The sequence below is a fragment of the Streptomyces sp. NPDC002787 genome, assembly GCF_053592095.1.
On the sequence record NZ_JBSFVC010000024.1, the window covers coordinates 12,646 to 28,191 of the forward strand.

At 71.2% G+C, this 15,546-nt stretch carries 16 protein-coding genes; 6 read left to right on the forward strand and 10 right to left on the reverse strand.

Annotated features, from left to right (window positions below):
* Window positions 1-138: 138 nt before the first annotated feature.
* From ACWD26_RS30205 to ACWD26_RS30215, 3 genes are read right to left on the reverse strand one after another with little or no spacing between them, the layout of a single operon-like run.
* Window positions 139-918, reverse strand: a complete 780-nt coding sequence (locus ACWD26_RS30205) for a DUF3710 domain-containing protein (RefSeq protein ID WP_451275124.1) — start codon at window positions 916-918, stop codon at window positions 139-141.
* A gap of 1 nt (window position 919) precedes the next feature.
* Window positions 920-1,450, reverse strand: a complete 531-nt coding sequence (dut, locus tag ACWD26_RS30210) for a dUTP diphosphatase (protein WP_451275125.1) — start codon at window positions 1,448-1,450, stop codon at window positions 920-922.
* Window positions 1,447-2,031 carry a PaaI family thioesterase gene (locus tag ACWD26_RS30215; RefSeq protein ID WP_451275126.1) on the reverse strand — a complete coding sequence of 195 codons (585 nt, stop codon included), beginning with the start codon at window positions 2,029-2,031 and terminating at the stop codon, window positions 1,447-1,449. Before ACWD26_RS30215 ends, dut begins: the two co-directional genes overlap by 4 nt.
* A 112-nt stretch (window positions 2,032-2,143) precedes the next feature.
* Between ACWD26_RS30215 and ACWD26_RS30220 the strand changes: the two genes are divergently transcribed.
* Window positions 2,144-2,605 carry a DUF3093 domain-containing protein gene (locus ACWD26_RS30220; protein ID WP_451275127.1) on the forward strand — a complete coding sequence of 154 codons (462 nt, stop codon included), beginning with the start codon at window positions 2,144-2,146 and terminating at the stop codon, window positions 2,603-2,605.
* Window positions 2,606-2,811: 206 nt separating this feature from the next.
* On the opposite strand, the gene ACWD26_RS30225 is transcribed toward ACWD26_RS30220, so the two are convergent.
* The 4 genes from ACWD26_RS30225 to ACWD26_RS30240 all read right to left on the reverse strand — a co-directional run bounded on the left by ACWD26_RS30225 (window position 2,812) and on the right by ACWD26_RS30240 (window position 6,396).
* Window positions 2,812-3,765: a hypothetical protein gene (locus ACWD26_RS30225; protein WP_451275128.1), complete on the reverse strand. Its 954-nt coding sequence runs from the start codon at window positions 3,763-3,765 to the stop codon at window positions 2,812-2,814.
* 13 nt (window positions 3,766-3,778) lie between these two features.
* Window positions 3,779-4,075, reverse strand: a complete 297-nt coding sequence (locus tag ACWD26_RS30230) for a DUF4193 domain-containing protein (RefSeq protein WP_005481602.1) — start codon at window positions 4,073-4,075, stop codon at window positions 3,779-3,781.
* Window positions 4,076-4,479: 404 nt separating this feature from the next.
* Entirely contained in the window at window positions 4,480-5,736 is a 1,257-nt protein-coding gene (locus tag ACWD26_RS30235; protein ID WP_451275129.1) for a sensor histidine kinase, read from the reverse strand.
* 6 nt (window positions 5,737-5,742) lie between these two features.
* Window positions 5,743-6,396, reverse strand: a complete 654-nt coding sequence (locus tag ACWD26_RS30240; RefSeq protein ID WP_045561067.1) for a response regulator transcription factor — start codon at window positions 6,394-6,396, stop codon at window positions 5,743-5,745.
* Between the two features lie 414 nt (window positions 6,397-6,810).
* Between ACWD26_RS30240 and ACWD26_RS30245 the strand changes: the two genes are divergently transcribed.
* Complete coding sequence (locus tag ACWD26_RS30245; protein WP_192829560.1) at window positions 6,811-6,984, forward strand: hypothetical protein; 174 nt, start codon at window positions 6,811-6,813, stop codon at window positions 6,982-6,984.
* A gap of 229 nt (window positions 6,985-7,213) precedes the next feature.
* On the opposite strand, the gene ACWD26_RS30250 is transcribed toward ACWD26_RS30245, so the two are convergent.
* Both ACWD26_RS30250 and ACWD26_RS30255 read right to left on the reverse strand, forming a co-directional pair.
* Window positions 7,214-8,032: an inositol monophosphatase family protein gene (locus ACWD26_RS30250; RefSeq protein WP_451275130.1), complete on the reverse strand. Its 819-nt coding sequence runs from the start codon at window positions 8,030-8,032 to the stop codon at window positions 7,214-7,216.
* Window positions 8,033-8,040: 8 nt separating this feature from the next.
* The gene (locus ACWD26_RS30255) at window positions 8,041-9,171 is read right to left on the reverse strand and encodes a ferrochelatase (RefSeq protein ID WP_451275131.1); all 1,131 of its coding nucleotides are present in this window, start codon (window positions 9,169-9,171) and stop codon (window positions 8,041-8,043) included.
* 141 nt (window positions 9,172-9,312) lie between these two features.
* On the opposite strand from ACWD26_RS30255, the gene ACWD26_RS30260 reads away from it, so the two are divergent.
* The 3 genes from ACWD26_RS30260 to sepH all read left to right on the forward strand — a co-directional run bounded on the left by ACWD26_RS30260 (window position 9,313) and on the right by sepH (window position 13,270).
* Window positions 9,313-10,554, forward strand: coding sequence for an MFS transporter (locus ACWD26_RS30260; protein WP_451275132.1), 1,242 nt, complete (start codon window positions 9,313-9,315; stop codon window positions 10,552-10,554).
* Complete coding sequence (locus ACWD26_RS30265) at window positions 10,514-11,833, forward strand: D-arabinono-1,4-lactone oxidase (RefSeq protein ID WP_451275133.1); 1,320 nt, start codon at window positions 10,514-10,516, stop codon at window positions 11,831-11,833. The genes ACWD26_RS30260 and ACWD26_RS30265 overlap by 41 nt, the downstream gene beginning before the upstream one ends.
* 402 nt (window positions 11,834-12,235) lie before the next feature.
* Entirely contained in the window at window positions 12,236-13,270 is a 1,035-nt protein-coding gene (gene sepH, locus ACWD26_RS30270; protein WP_451275134.1) for a septation protein SepH, read from the forward strand.
* Between the two features lie 135 nt (window positions 13,271-13,405).
* Here the strand turns inward: sepH and ACWD26_RS30275 are convergent, their stop codons facing one another.
* A complete protein-coding gene (locus ACWD26_RS30275) occupies window positions 13,406-14,233 on the reverse strand; it encodes a sulfurtransferase (RefSeq protein WP_451275135.1) in 828 nt (275 codons plus the stop codon).
* Between the two features lie 324 nt (window positions 14,234-14,557).
* Between ACWD26_RS30275 and ACWD26_RS30280 the strand changes: the two genes are divergently transcribed.
* The gene (locus tag ACWD26_RS30280; protein ID WP_451275136.1) at window positions 14,558-15,352 is read left to right on the forward strand and encodes a VOC family protein; all 795 of its coding nucleotides are present in this window, start codon (window positions 14,558-14,560) and stop codon (window positions 15,350-15,352) included.
* Window positions 15,353-15,546 lie beyond the last annotated feature (194 nt).

Here is a 15,546-nt window from a genome sequence, read left to right on the forward strand (position 1 = left end):
AAAGGGGGCAGGAGGCGGGCTGTGGGCCCTCTTTGACGCAACCCTGACGCCCGCGCCCCGCAAGGGCACGGAGAGCCGCGCGACCGGCCCGAACGGACCCGCGGCTCCCCAACGTCCTTCGGCGGAGCTGTCGAGCGCTCAGCGAACCTCGGTGATCTCCGGCCCGCGCTGCAGCTGTCCCATGCCACCGGAGAAGCGGGAACCGGCCTGCTCCTCCTGCTGGACCCCCTCGGGGACCATCTGCGCGTCGTTCGGCAGCTTCAGCACGATCGGGTCACGCGGGGCCATGGGCCCGTCACCGCGTACGACGACGGTGTCCCGGAAGATCTGCTCCAGCAGCCCGGCGGTCTGCGGCTCCACCGCGCCCCGGCCGGAGATCACCCCGCGCAGGAACCAGCGGGGCCCGTCCACACCGACGAACCGGACGACCTGGAAGCCGCCCGTGCCGTCCGGCAGCTGCACCGGCACCTGGGCCCGCAGCTCCCAGCCCAGCGGGCCCTCGACCTCGTCGATGACACCGCCCTGCTGGGTGATGCCGGAGGCGATCTCCTCACGGACCTCGCCCCAGATGCCCTCGCGCTTTGGCGCGGCGAAGGCCTGCAGCTGGACCGCGCTGTCGCGCAGCACGACGGTCGCCGCGACGATCGCGTCGCCCGCGACCTCGACCCGCAGCTCCATGCCGTCGACCCCGGGCACGAAGATGCCGCCGAGGTCCACCCGGCCCTCGCCGGGATCGCGCACCTCGGAGCTGTCCCACGGCCCGTCGGGCCGGGGCTCGGGCTCGAGCCGCACACGCTCCCGCTCGACCTCGTCCGCCTCAGTGTCGACTTCTCCGGCTACGCCGTCGACCTGCTCGGCCTCGCTCGCCGCGTCCGCCGCGTCCTCAGCGGAACCCTTCTTCTTGCGACGTCCGAACACGTCACTGTCCTTCCCGGTCGGATACGACCGAAGCGTATCGATTCCCACCCGTTGTGCCGCTTGTGCCGCCCACGGCGGCATGACCGCCGGTGGACCCGAAGCCCCCCTCGGCCCGCGCCGAGTCGGGAAGCTCCGCCACCTCCTGGAAGCGCACCTTCTCGACCTGCTGGACGACCAGTTGGGCAATCCGGTCGAAGCGCTCGAACCGCACGGCTTCATGCGGGTCGAGATTCACCACGATCACCTTGATCTCCCCACGGTACCCGGCATCAACCGTCCCCGGGGCATTCACCAGGGCGACGCCGCAGCGGGCGGCGAGACCGGACCGTGGGTGCACGAAGGCCGCGTACCCCTCCGGGAGCGCGATGGACACTCCCGTGGGCAGTACGGCCCGTTCGCCCGGCTTCAGTTCCCGGCTCTCCGTGGTGCGCAGATCGGCGCCCGCGTCACCGGGCCGCGCGTAGTCCGGCAACGGCACGTCGGGGTCGACGCGCCGGATCAGGACGTCGAGAGGGGTACGGCCGCCGTTCACGGGTTCACCTCGAAGGCGCGGGCCCGCCGGACCTGGTCCGGGTCGTTCATGGCCGCCTGGATCTCCTTCTCGCGGCCGTGGTCAATGAAGTGGTCGACCTCGACCTCGATGAAGAGCGCGTCGGCGCGCACGGCGAGCGGGCCGTCGGGGCCGCCGATGCGTCCCTCCGCGGTCGCGTAGATCTTCCGCCCGGCCACCGCCGTCGCCTCGGCCCTCAGGTGCAGGACGGTGTCGACGGGCACGGGCCGCACGAAGTCGGTCTCCAGCCGCCCGGTCACCGCGATGGTGCGCAGCAGCCAGGTGAGAGAGCCGAGGGTCTCGTCGAGCGCGCTGGCCAGGACTCCGCCGTGCGCGAGGCCCGGGGCGCCCTGGTGCGCGGTGCGCACGGTGAACTCGGCGGTGAGAGTGACGCCCTCACCGGCCCTCGCCTCCAGGTGCAGCCCGTGGGGCTGCTGGTCACCGCAGCCGAAACACTGCCCGTAGTGCGCGCCCAGCAGCTCACCGGGGGCGGGCGCCTCGGGATGCCGTACGGGCGCCGTGGCGTCCGCCGGGGGCTGCAGGACCGCGGAAGTACCTCTCACAGCCGCAGACCTTACCCGTCCGTCAGCGTCCGGCCACCGCCCCTACGGGCAGGGTTTCCCCTCGGACGGCCCTCTTCCGGGGGCGGACGTCCCGCATGCCAAGCTTGACGCCATGCAGCTCTCCGCCTCGCCGTACGAAGAACGCCTCACCGCTCCCCGTTCCTGGTGGCTCGTCTGCTTCCTGGTCGGCGTCTCGATGGCCCTCATCCTGCTGCCCTTCGGCACCCTGCCCCTGCTGGGCGGCCTCGCCGGCGGCACCGCGGCCGCCGCGGTCGTCGCCAGCTCCTACGGCTCGGTCCGCATCCGCGTCGTCGGCGGCTCCCTGATCGCGGGCGAGGCGAAGATCCCGGTGAACGCCCTCGGTGAGCCCGAGATCCTGGACCGCGAGGAAGCCCAGGCCTGGCGCACCCACAAGGCCAACCCCCATGCCTTCATGCTCCTCCGCGCCTACATTCCCACCGCCCTGCGCATCCCGGTGACCGACCCGGCCGACCCGACCCCGTACGTCTACCTGTCGACGAGGGAGCCGGAACGCCTGGCGGCGGCCCTGGAAACGGCGAGGACGACGGCGTGAACCCCCCTCGTCCCGCGACAGCTGTGGGCCGCCGTCGAGGGCTCTGCGCCACCGCGCTTTTCTCGCCGAACTCTTAACCGCCGGCGGTATTTCCCTCCGCCACGACGGCGATCAGCCACCACGGCGCGTTTCCGGCGGTGCCGAACTCGGGCGCGCCCGATCGACGGGCCGATCGACGGACCGGGTGCGCCCAGCGCGGCTCCCGCTCACCCCCCGCCGAGTTCCTTCGGCAGCTCCCCCACCGTCAGTGGATCCACGGGCCTCTCCAGCGGCGGCAGTTCCGGCAACGCCTCCCACGGCACCTGCGTCCGCCGCAGGTCCTTACGGATCCGCTCCGCGAGCTGCTTGGTGTCCCGGCGGTTCATGACCGCCCCGACGGCGGCCCCGACCAGGAACGGCATCAGGTTCGGCAGATTGCGCACCATCCGCTTCATGATCTGCTGCCGCAACTGCCGCTTCATCTGCCCGCCGAGCGCCGAGTTGACCGTCGACGGCTTGGTCACGTCGATCCCGCGCTCACCGGACCAGGAGTCCAGGTAGGCGGCGCTGCGCTGCCGCAGGTTCCCCGGCGGCCGCGCCCCGTACACCTCGTGCAGCTCGGCGATGAGCTTGAGCTCGATCGCGGCGACCCCGGTGATCTCAGCGGCCAGTTCCGCCGGCATGGCGGGCGGCGCCGGCAGCATCGCGGCGGCCCCGACACCCGCGCCCACCGTGGACGACGCGTTCGCGGCCCCGGCGACGAGCCTGTCGGCGATCTGCTCGGGCCCCAGGCCCGGGAACTGGGCGCGCAGAGCAGCGAGGTCGCGTACGGGGATCCGTGGGGCGATCTCGATGACCCGGTCGGTGATGTACGCGAGCCCTGCTCTGGCTCCCTCACCGCTCTTGCGTGCCCCGGTCTTGAGGCCCTGTTTCAGTCCGTCCCGGACGACGACGGTGCGTCGTCTGGCGACCGGCGCCGGAGTGTCCACCGGTACGGGCAGGCGTCCCTGCTCATCCGTGGCGCCCCCCGACGCCGTGCCGGACGCACGTTCGAGCGAGGCCGCTCCCTGGTCGGAGGAGCCCCGCTCGTCTTCACGCACGCCGTCGGAGCCGTCGTACGGCCCCTGGTCCGCCTCCTTCTTGCGGAAGCGGCGCTTCCAAGGAGGGGTCGAGCCAGTCACGGCCGACCCTGCCTCAGTCGCAGTCGCGGCAGATGGGCTGACCGTTCTTCTCGCGGGCCAGCTGGCTGCGGTGGTGCACCAGGAAGCAGCTCATGCACGTGAACTCGTCCTGCTGCTTGGGCAGCACCCGGACGGCCAGCTCCTCGTTCGAGAGGTCGGCCCCGGGCAGTTCCAGGCCTTCGGCGGCCTCGAACTCGTCGACGTCCACGGCGGAGGTCGACTTGTCGTTCCGGCGAGCCTTGAGTTCTTCCAAGCTGTCCGAGTCGACGTCGTCGTCGGTCTTGCGTGGGGTGTCGTAATCCGTTGCCATGTCGCGCTCTCCCCCTCTGGGTGTCTGCGGTGTCTCCAGCGCACGTAACGCGTGAGAGGCCGGACTTGTGCCCGACCTGAGGCGGAGATTTTGCCTCACATCAAGGTCTGTTACTCAATCGACACCCAACCGGACTCCTCAAGAGTGATCGGCTTGGATGGCGAACGGGACCGTACACGGTCCTCAGGCTGCATTTCAAAGCGCCTCAGCATGTACTTCCCGTGATCTCAACCCCCGAAAACCCGCATTTTCCCGGCTTTCCGGCAGGCGCATGATCACGCTCAGTAGATGGCTGGAAATTCGCCCATGTGATCGATCACACATTGGTCGCGCGCGACCGTTTCGATCAGGCCGCCGGGAAATTCCGCGCAAAGCGAACACGTCCCGGAGCCGGGGCCATTTTCTCAGACAGGCAGGGTCACCCGCATCACCAGCCCGCCTCCCTCGCGTGGCCGGGCGGCGATGTGGCCACCGTGCGCGCGGGCCACGGACCGGACGATCGACAGCCCGAGACCCACACCCTTGTCGCTCCCCGTGCGCTCCGTACGCAGCCGCCGGAACGGCTCGAAAAGGTTGTCGATCTCGTACGCCGGGACCACGGGCCCGGTGTTGGTGACGACCAGCACCGCCTGACCGTGCTGGAGCTCCGTGGTGACCTCTACCCAGCCTCCGACGCCTTGCACGTTGTACCGGACGGCGTTCTGGAGGAGGTTCAGGGCGATCCGCTCCAGCAGGACGCCGTTGCCCTGGACGACCGCGGGCGCCCGCTCGCCGCGGATCTCCACCTTCTTGGCGTCCGCCTCGGACCGCACCTGGTCGATCGCCTGGGAGGCCACCTCGGCGAGGTCCACGGGCTTGCGCTCGACGATCTGGTTGTCGCTGCGGGCGAGCAGCAGCAGCCCCTCGACGAGCTGCTCACTGCGCTCGTTGGTGGCCAGCAGTGTCTTGCCCAGCTGTTGCAGTTCGGCCGGCGCGTTCGGGTCGGAGAGATGCACTTCCAGGAGCGTGCGATTGATCGCGAGCGGTGTTCTCAGCTCGTGCGAGGCGTTCCCGACGAACCGCTGTTGGGCCGTGAAGGCACGTTGCAGCCGTTCCAGCATGTCGTCGAAGGTGTCCGCCAGTTCCTTCAGCTCGTCGTCCGGGCCGTCCAGCTCGATACGGCGGGACAGATCCGACCCCGCCACCGCGCGGGCGGTGCGGGTGATCCGGCCGAGCGGCGCGAGCACGCGGCCCGCCATCGCGTAGCCGAAGGCGAACGCGATCACGGCGAGCCCGAGCAGGGCCAGCAGGGAACGGCTCAGGAGGCTGTCCAGGGCGGCCCGACGCTGGTCGTCGATACAGGCGGAGATCGCCGCGTTGAACTCGCTGAGCGGCACGTTGGTCGAGTCGGCGTCGACCGCGGGGCACTTGTCGCTGGTGACACTGATGTTCGCGCCGCCCACGATCTTGAACAGCGGTGCGTTTCCCGTGTTCACCGCCTGGGCGGCGAGCAGGTAGATGATCGACAGCAGCAGGATCCCGGCGATCAGGAACATGCCGCCGTACAGCAGCGTCAGCCGTATCCGGATGGTCGGGCGCAGCCACGGCAGCGGGTTCTGCGCCCTCCTGGGGTCCCAGGTGGGCTTGGGGGGCGCCTGCGGCGGCGCGGGGGTGGTGGCCATGGCGGATCAGATCCGGTAGCCGGAGCCGGGCACCGTGACGATGACCGGTGGCTCACCGAGCTTGCGGCGCAGGGTCATGACCGTCACGCGCACGACGTTGGTGAACGGGTCGGTGTTCTCGTCCCAGGCCTTCTCCAGGAGCTGTTCCGCCGAGACGACGGCGCCCTCGCTGCGCATCAGCACCTCCAGGACCGCGAACTCCTTGGGCGCGAGCTGGACCTCCTTGCCGTCGCGGAAGACCTCGCGGCGGTTGGGGTCGAGCTTGATGCCGGCGCGCTCGAGGACCGGCGGAAGCGGCATGCTCGTCCGCCGGCCGAGGGCCCGCACGCGCGCGATCAGCTCGCTGAACGCGAACGGCTTGGGCAGATAGTCGTCGGCGCCGATCTCCAGGCCCTCGACACGGTCGCTGACGTCGCCGGACGCGGTGAGCATCAGCACGCGCGTGGGCAGGCCGAGCTCGACGAGTTTGCGGCAGACGTCGTCGCCGTGGACGAGGGGGAGGTCGCGGTCGAGGACGACCACGTCGTAGTCGTTGACGCCGATGCGTTCCAGGGCGGCCGCACCGTCGTACACGACGTCGACGGCCATGGCCTCCCGGCGCAGTCCGGTGGCCACCGCATCGGCGAGCAGTTGCTCGTCCTCGACGACGAGTACGCGCACGTCGCTTGTCCTTCCTGTGTCCACCCGCGTAGCGCGTCGAAAGCGCACTCGGGCAGGGTGTTCGTGGGTGTGTGACCTCCATCCTGCCTTTTTCGGCCGTAAGTCGGCTGTAAGGCGACCCTGGGACAGGAAGGCCGAAGGCGCGCGGCCGGGAATACGGGATTTTTTCGTCCGGTTGAGGTTTCCGTCCGAGAGACCGGGGGGAGGACGGCTTTACACCCCGCGATCACACTCTGCTTGTGCCGCCCCACCATGCGGTACGCAGCCATCCGCTTTTCCGCAGAGCGGGCGTGGGTGTCCGGCACCGTCGCCGCCCGGCCAGGGCGGCGCTGGGCATCCAGGAGACGTGATCGCCCCTTCCGAACGGCACACCCCCGTGCCATCGACCCACGACCCAGGACGAGGGGGCGCAGCATGGACGCATTCACCGCAGGACTTCTGCAGCGCATAAGGGCGACCGAGTCCGACCTGACCAGGGCTCGCGACGAGGGCGACGACTTCCTCGTCGAGGTGGAGCAGGGCGAGCTCGACGACCTGCGCCGCCTCGCCGCCGATCACGGTGTGGAGGTCGGCGCGTACAGCGTCTGATCCAGAGCCCATACGCACGACAGCGGGACCCCCGGCAGATCCAGGCGGGGGTCCTGCTTTTTGGGGCTCGGTTCGCCTCCGGGGCGCTCTTTGCCTGTGTCGGGAGGCGATCGTGCGCGACCCTTCGGGCCTCCGCGCGTTCCCCCTCCCGACACAGGCGCGCCCTTCGGCTCACTCGCCGTAGGGCGCCCTCTTCTGCAGTCCCTGAAGGCGCCCGATGCGTGAGCCGTCAGTCGTGCCAGGCGCCCAGCTCGTCCAGGCGGGCCTGGAGGACCTCGAACAGGCCGGGTGGGGCCGCGATGGTCAGGTCGGGTGAGAGGGGCTCTGAGGGGCGGCCACCGGTCAGGGCGCCCGCCTCCCGGGCGATGAGGTCGCCCGCCGCGTAGTCCCAGGCGTTCAGACCGCGCTCGTAGTACGCGTCCAGGCGGCCCACGGCCACGTCGCACAGGTCGATCGCGGCCGAGCCCCCGCGCCGGATGTCCCGCACGTGAGGGATCAGCTCGCGCAGCACGTCGGCCTGCCGGGCCCGGCGCTCGGCGCGGTAGCCGAAGCCGGTGCCGACGAGGGCCAGTCCCAGCTCCGGGACGGGGCGCACGCGCGCGGGGCGGTCGTTCACGTACGCGCCCTCACCGAGGACGGCCCGGTAGGTCTCGCCGCGCACCGGGGCGTGGACCACGCCGACGACCGTCTCGCCGTCCACCCGGGCCGCGATGGACACGGCCCAACTCGGCAGCCCGTACAGGTAGTTGACGGTGCCGTCGATGGGGTCGATCACCCACTGGACGCCGCTGGTGCCCTCGACGCTGGCGCCCTCCTCGCCGAGCACGCCGTCGTGCGGCCTGCGCTCGGCGAGCAGGCCGGTGATCAGCTTCTCGGAGGCGATGTCCATCTCGGTGACGACGTCGACCGCGCTGGACTTGGTGGCGGCCACGCCGAGATCGTCGGGCCGGCCGTCGCGCAGGAAGGCTCCCGCGCGGTGGGCCGCGTCCAGGGCGATCTCCAGCAGTTCGGCCCTCAGGCCGTCCGGACGCTCTGACTGGTCGGTCACGGTGCTCCTCACGCGTACGGGCTGTCGGCGCCCGCGGCGGCGGGCTGCGGGGCGCGGGCCGGGCAGCAGCCGACCGGGCACAGGTTGTGGCTGGCGCCGAGCGCGCCGAGGGCGCAGGGTGTGACGTCGCCCTGCCCCCGCTCGGTCGCGGCGCGCTCCAGGACCAGGTCGCGGATGGCGGCGGCGAACCGGGGGTCGGCGCCCACGGTCGCCGAGCGGCGCACCGGCAGGCCCAGCTCCTCGCCCTTGGCCATGGCCTCGGTGTCGAGGTCGTAGAGGACCTCCATGTGGTCCGAGACGAACCCGATGGGCGCCATCACGACGGCCGGGGCCCCGGACCCGTGCAGCTCCTCCAGGTGGTCGCAGATGTCCGGCTCCAGCCACGGGATGTGCGGGGCGCCGGAGCGGGACTGGTAGACGAGCTGCCAGGGGTGCTCCACGCCGGTCCGCTCGCGCACGGCGTCGGCGATGAGCCGCGAGACGTCCAGGTGCTCCGCGACGTACGCGCCGCCGTCGCCGTGGTCCTCGACAGGGCCGGAGGTGTCCGCCGAGGCGTTCGGGATGGAGTGCGTGCAGAAGGCGAGGTGCGCGCCGTCCCGGACGTCCTCGGGGAGAGCGGCGAGCGATTCCACGACACCGTCGATCATGGGCTCCAGGAAGCCGGGGTGGTTGAAGTAGTGCCGGAGCTTGTCGATCCTCGGCGGCTCCAGGCCCTCGGCCTCCAGGGCGGCGAGGGAGTCGGCGAGGTTCTCGCGGTACTGGCGGCAGCCCGAGTAGGAGGCGTACGCGCTGGTGGTGAGGACCAGGACGCGACGCCGGCCGTCGGCGACCATCTCGCGCAGCGTGTCGGTCAGATAGGGCGCCCAGTTGCGGTTGCCCCAGTAGATCGGCAGGTCCAGGCCGTGCCCGGCGAAGTCCTTGCGGAGGGCGTCGAGCAGGGCGCGGTTCTGGTCGTTGATGGGGCTGACCCCGCCGAACAGGAAGTAGTGCTGCCCGACCTCCTTGAGGCGTTCCTTGGGGATGCCGCGCCCGCGCGTCACGTTCTCCAGGAACGGGACCACGTCGTCCGGGCCCTCCGGGCCGCCGAACGAGAGCAGGAGCAGGGCGTCGTAGGGGGTGGCGTCGTGCGCGTGTGGCATGTCTCGATCCTGCCACCCGGCACCGACAGCCGGGATCCCGGCCCGGACCCGAGGATGACGTGGGGTTACCTCACTCGTAAGCTGTATCGACTGCGTTCGCGCCTTACGAGGCCCCCGTTTCCCGGAACGACCGGAGACCCCGTGCCCAGCCCCTACACCGCCCTGTTCGCCACGCCTGGCACCAAGGGCTTCACCGCCGCGGGTCTCCTCGGCCGGATGCCGCTGTCCATGATGGGCATCGGCGTGGTCACGATGATCTCCCAGCTCACCGGGCGGTACGGCCTGGCCGGCGCGCTCTCGGCAACCATCGCGTTGTCCGCCGCCATGCTCGGCCCGCTGATCTCGCGCCTGGTGGACCGGCACGGACAGCGGCGCGTGCTGCGCCCGGCGACCCTCGTCGCGCTGACCGCGTCCGCGGGGCTGCTGCTCGCCGCGCACTACGACTGGCCGGACTGGGTGCTGTTCGTCTGCTCGGCCGGCATCGGCTGTGTGCCGAGCCTCGGGGCGATGACACGGGCTCGCTGGGCGGCCCTGTACCGGGGCACCCCGCAGCTGCACACCGCGTACTCCTTCGAGTCGGTCGTCGACGAGGTCTGTTTCGTCTTCGGACCGATCATCTCCATCGGGCTGTCGACGGCGTGGTTCCCGGAGGCCGGGCCGCTGCTCGCCGCCTGTTTCCTCGCGGTCGGCGTCTTCTGGCTGACCGCCCAGCGCGCCACCGAACCGGCGCCGCACCCGCGCGAGCGGCACCACAAGGCCCGTTCGGCGCTGCGCTCACCCGGGCTGCAGGTCCTGGTGGCCACCTTCGTGGCGACCGGGGCGATCTTCGGGGCCGTCGACGTGGTCACCGTGGCCTTCGCCGAGGAGCGGGGCCACAAGGCCGCGGCGAGCGTCGTCCTGGCCCTCTACGCGGCCGGTTCGTGCGCCGCGGGCATCGCCTTCGGGCTGATGCGCTTCTCGGGGGCGGCGGAACGTCGATGGCTGTTGGGCGTGTGCGGCATGGCCGTGAGTATGATCCCCCTCCTACTGGTCGGAAACTTGCCGTTTCTGGCCGTGGCGCTCTTCATGGCGGGCCTGTCCATCGCACCCACGATGATCACGACGATGGCCCTGGTCGAGGAGCACGTACCACGCGCGCAACTGACCGAGGGCATGACCTGGGTGAGCACCGGCCTCGCGGCCGGGTTCGCGTTCGGCTCCTCCGTGGCCGGCTGGGTGATCGACGCGGCCGGGGCGGAGGCGGGGTACGGGGTTTCGGCGGTGTCCGGAGCCGTCGCGGTCGCGGTCGGTTTCCTCGGGTACGGCCGGCTGCGCAGGCCGGCTCCTAGGCGGGGAGGGCCCCATGAGCACCACAGTGATCGGGAAGAGCGGCACGTGGCGTAACTGGGCGGGGAACGTCACCGCCCGGCCCGTACGTGAGGTCACCCCTGTCACCGTCGAAGAACTCGCCGCAGCCGTACGCAAGGCCGCCGAGGACGACCTCAGGGTGAAGGCCGTCGGCACGGGCCACTCCTTCACGGCCGCCGCCGCGACCGACGGCGTGTTGATCCGCCCTCAACTGTTGACGGGCATACGCAAGATCGACCGTGAGGCCATGACCGTCACCGTGGCCGCCGGCACTCCGCTCAAGAGACTCAATGTGGCTCTCGCGCGCGAGGGGCTGTCGCTCACCAACATGGGCGACATCATGGAGCAGACGGTCTCCGGCGCGACCAGCACCGGCACGCACGGCACCGGCCGCGACTCGGCCTCGATCGCCGCCCAGATCCGGGGACTCGAACTGGTCACTGCCGACGGCTCGGTGCTCACCTGTTCCGCGACGGAGAACCCGGACGTCTTCGCCGCCGCCCGTGTCGGCATCGGCGCCCTCGGCATCGTCACCGCGATCACCTTCGCCGTGGAGCCGATCTTCCTGCTCACGGCACGCGAGGAACCGATGCCGTTCGAGAAGGTGCTGGCCGAGTTCGACGAACTCCACGCCGAGAACGAGCACTTCGAGTTCTACTGGTTCCCGCACACGGGCAACACCAACACCAAGCGCAACAACCGCAGCGCCGGCCCCGAGAAGCCCGTACCACAGCTGAACAGCTGGTTCGAGGACGAGTTCCTCTCCAACGGCGTCTTCCAGGTGGCCAACTGGGTGGGCCAGGCGGTCCCGGCCACCATCCCGACCATCGCGCAGATCTCCAGCCGCGCCCTGTCGGCGCGGACGTACACCGACATCCCCTACAAGGTCTTCACGTCCCCGCGCCGGGTGCGCTTCGTGGAGATGGAGTACGCCGTGCCGCGCGAGGCGTTGGTGGACACGCTGCGTGAACTCAAGGCGATGGTCGAGCGCTCGAATCTGCGCGTCAGCTTCCCCGTCGAGGTGCGTACGGCCCCGGCCGACGACATCACCCTGTCCACCGCCTCCGGCCGGGAGAGCGCCTACGTCGCCGTGCACATGTTCAAGGGCACGCCCTATCAGGCGTACTTCACCGCCGCCGAGCGGATCTTCACCGCGCACGAGGGGCGGCCGCACTGGGGCAAGGTGCACACGCGGGACACGGACTACTTCTCCAAGGTCTATCCCCGCTTCGGCGAGTTCACCGCGCTGCGTGACCGGCTCGACCCCGAACGGCGGTTCCAGAACGACTACTTGCGCCGGGTGCTCGGAGCCTGACCGGTCGGGCGGTTCTGGTGATCATGTGAAGCACCTCTCTCCCGGGGGTCACGAAATGGTCTGTTCCGGCGGCTGATTGGTGTCTCCCGCAAGAAGTCGAGCGGCGTGCCGATCCACGCAAGTGGCCCGAATGGAGTACTGTTGCGAGCCCTGGGTCCGGACTCCCGCCAGGGTGTCCGGGGCCTTCGAGGACCGCCGGGAGGGGGATCGTTGCACAGGGTGATGAGGTTCGTCACTTAGCGTTGCGAATAGGTTACCGTGCCATAACGGCGGCCTCGGGCTCACGCCCGACACGCCGGGCAACTCGGCAAGGTTGTGGCAGGCTGCACCCGGGCAGGCCACACTCGACTAGCGGAAGCAGCGACGCACGTGACGTCGGCAGGCACCACCCGGGAGGTCCCCATGCCCGAACTGCGTGTCGTGGCCGTCTCCAATGACGGCACACGGCTGGTGCTGAAGGCTGCCGATTCCACGGAGTACACGCTGCCGATCGACGAACGGCTGCGTGCCGCCGTGCGCGGCGACCGTCCCCGCCTCGGTCAGATCGAGATCGAGGTGGAGAGCCATCTCCGCCCCCGTGACATCCAGGCGCGTATACGCGCGGGTGCCACGGCCGAGGAGGTCGCGCAGCTCGCCGGTATCCCCGTGGACCGGGTACGCCGGTTCGAGGGGCCCGTGCTGGCCGAGCGTGCCTTCATGGCCGAGCGGGCACGCAAGACCCCGGTCCGCCGCCCCGGCGAGAACGCCGCCGGTCCGCAGCTCGGCGAGGCCGTCCAGGAGCGGCTGTTGATCCGCGGCGCCGAGAAGGACACGGTCCAATGGGACTCGTGGCGCCGCGACGACGGCACCTGGGAGGTCCTGCTGGTCTACCGGGTCGCGGGCGAACCGCACTCGGCGAGCTGGACGTACGACCCGCCCCGGCGGCTCGTCCAGGCCGTCGACGACGAGGCGCGCTCACTGATCGGCGAGTCCGACGACCTCGGGACGCCCGAGCCGAGCTTCCCGTTCGTGCCGAGGATCGCGCGGCTGCCCCGTGACCGCCCCCTGGACCGCCAGGCGGAACGTCCCGTCCTGCCGCCTCCCTCGGAGGCCGACGAGGAGATCGTGAGCGAGCGCGACTCGCTCACGAGCATCCTGGAGGCCGTCCCCAGCTACCGCGGCGACCTGGTCGTGCCCGAACTGCCCTCCGCCGAACCGCAGGAGGAGCCCGTCTCCGTCGAGGAAGTGGCGGAGGAGGAGTCCGCCGCCCCCGCGGCCTCGGCGGGTTCCGCCTACGCGGACGTCCTCATGCCGCGGTCGGTCAACGGCCACCGCGACCGGCTCATCGGCGCCACCGACCGGCAGGCCGAGGCCGACGGCGTCCGCCCGGGCCGTCGCGCGGCGGTGCCGAGCTGGGACGAGATCGTCTTCGGTACACGACGCAAGAAACAGGAGTAACGGACTACAGCGGTGGGGAATGCGACCGGTCGTTCATGCAGATCCGTTTCTCTTCGGTGCAGGATCGGTCATTCATACGTGTGTGGGGCCCGCGTCGTTCAGACGCGGGCCCCACGGCGTGCCGTCAGTGGTGACTCACTGGGGGTCGGGCCCGGTGGCGACCGGGCGGCTGCCGTCCCGGGACCACTCCGACCACGAACCGACGTACAGGGCCGCCGGGATGCCCGCGACGGCCAGCGCCAGCACCTGGTGGGCGCCGGAGACACCCGAGCCGCAGTAGACGCCGACCTCGCAGTCGGCGGTGACGCCGAATCCCTTGAAGCGGTCGGCGAGTTCGGCGGCGGACCGGAAGCGGCCGGATTCGGCCACATTCTCCGTGGTGGGAGCCGACACCGCGCCCGGGATGTGGCCGCCGACGGGGTCGATGGGCTCCACGTCGCCGCGGTAACGCTCGGCGGCCCGTGCGTCCAGCAGCAGCCCGGTGCGGGCCAGCGCGGCGGCGCCGTCCGCGTCGAGCAGCGGCAGCGCGCCCGGAGCGGGTACGAAGGTGCCGGGCGCGGGATCCGGGATCTCGGCCGTCAACGGGCCCTCCCACGCCGCCAGACCGCCGTCCAGGACCCGCACCGAGGGGTGTCCCGCCCAGCGGAGCAGCCACCACGCGCGCGCTGCGGCCCAGTTGAGCCCGCCGTCGTAGACGACGACGGCACGGTCGGCAAAGACCCCGGCGGCCCTCATCGCCGTGCCGAAAGCCTCCGGGTCGGGCAGCGGGTGGCGGCCGCCGGGGCCCGCCGGACCGGCGAGTTCGGCGTCCAGGTCGACGAAGACGGCCCCCGGGAGGTGCGCCCGCTCGTACTCGGGGCGCAGGTTCGGGCCGCCCAACTGCCAGCGGACGTCCAGGAGGACCGGGGGGTTCGCTCCCGCCAGCTCGCTCGCGAGGTCGGCGGCGGAGATGATGGCGTTCATGGTCCCCATCCTCGCGCACGGGGTGGCCGCGTCGTCCAGCTCCGGCTACTCTGCCCGCCGGACGGTGCCGATCACGAGGAGTACGGGACCGGGCACATGCCGTACAGCCGATGGACACCGCACGGCAGCGGCGCGGACAGCGACGGGCTACCGGCAAGCCGGGCAGGCTCGCCCACGCACGCGTCGCGCGGCGGTGCGGCGCGGGCCTGTGGCACTACGGCTGGTGCGAGCATCGGCACGGGGCGTGATCGCGCGTGGACGCGGTACACGCGTACGGAGGGCGGACGGACACGGCCGCCGCGAGGGGCCGAGGAGAGAGTGACGATGACCGAGGCGCGGGGGTCGAGCGGCCTGAACGGTACGGCGCGTCCACCGGGCACACCTTGCTGGGTGAGTCTGATGGTGCACGGGATGGCCACGACCCAGGACTTCTACGGGGCGCTGTTCGGCTGGGAGTTCCAGCCCGGGCCCCAGCAGCTCGGCCCGTACGTGCGGGCGCTGCTCGACGGGCGTCAGGTGGCGGGCATCGGACAGCTGCCGCCCGACCGTCATCTGCCCATCGCCTGGACGCCGTACTTCGCCTCGGACGACGCGGACCGGACGGCGGAGACCGTACGGCACTGCGGTGGCACCGTCGGTGTCGGCCCGCTGGACGCCGGGGAGGCGGGCCGCCTGGCGATCGCCTCCGATCCGGCGGGCGCCGTCTTCGGCATCTGGCAGGCGGCTGAGCATCTCGGCGCGGACATCACCGGCGTCCCCGGCACCCCCGCCTGGGACGAACTCCTCACCGTGGACAGCTCGCTGGTCGCCAAGTTCTACGAGACCGCCTTCGGCTACGAGGAGGAGCCGGTCGTCTCCGCCGACCTCGACTACGTCACCCTCCACATCGGGGGCCGCCCCGTCGCCGGCATCCACGGCGTCGGCAGTGCCCTCCCCCGCGACCGGGGCCCGCACTGGCTGACCTACTTCGAGGTCACCGACCCCGACGAGACCGCCAACCGCGTCATCGAACTCGGCGGCCATGTCCTCAAGCCCACCCACGACACCCCGCACGGTCCCGTGGCCACCCTCGCCGACCCGGAGGGAGCGAAGTTCGCGGTGGTGCACACGGAACGCTGATCCGTGGACCCGGTCGGCCGCACGATCGGGTGGCCCTGAGGTGCTCCCTGGTTGCCTCGTCAGACCGTCTGGACCTCGACGCGCGGCCGTCCCGATCAGGTGATCCGCCGGCGTACTCACCGAATGACTCCTTCGAGGAGGAACTCACCTGATGCACGACACGCCCTGTCGGCGCGGCGGTGGGCGCACTCCGC

Excerpts from the sequence above, each read along its gene's own strand:
- ACWD26_RS30230 (WP_005481602.1), bottom strand. The coding sequence starts at position 4,075 with ATGGCAACGGATTACGACACCCCACGCAAGACCGACGACGACGTCGAC.
- ACWD26_RS30235 (WP_451275129.1), bottom strand. The coding sequence starts at position 5,736 with ATGGCCACCACCCCCGCGCCGCCGCAGGCGCCCCCCAAGCCCACCTGG.
- ACWD26_RS30275 (WP_451275135.1), bottom strand. The coding sequence starts at position 14,233 with ATGAACGCCATCATCTCCGCCGCCGACCTCGCGAGCGAGCTGGCGGGA.
- ACWD26_RS30265 (WP_451275133.1), top strand. The coding sequence starts at position 10,514 with ATGAGCACCACAGTGATCGGGAAGAGCGGCACGTGGCGTAACTGGGCG.
- ACWD26_RS30255 (WP_451275131.1), bottom strand. The coding sequence starts at position 9,171 with ATGCCACACGCGCACGACGCCACCCCCTACGACGCCCTGCTCCTGCTC.
- ACWD26_RS30220 (WP_451275127.1), top strand. The coding sequence starts at position 2,144 with ATGCAGCTCTCCGCCTCGCCGTACGAAGAACGCCTCACCGCTCCCCGT.
- ACWD26_RS30245 (WP_192829560.1), top strand. The coding sequence starts at position 6,811 with ATGGACGCATTCACCGCAGGACTTCTGCAGCGCATAAGGGCGACCGAG.
- sepH (WP_451275134.1), top strand. The coding sequence starts at position 12,236 with ATGCCCGAACTGCGTGTCGTGGCCGTCTCCAATGACGGCACACGGCTG.
- ACWD26_RS30280 (WP_451275136.1), top strand. The coding sequence starts at position 14,558 with ATGACCGAGGCGCGGGGGTCGAGCGGCCTGAACGGTACGGCGCGTCCA.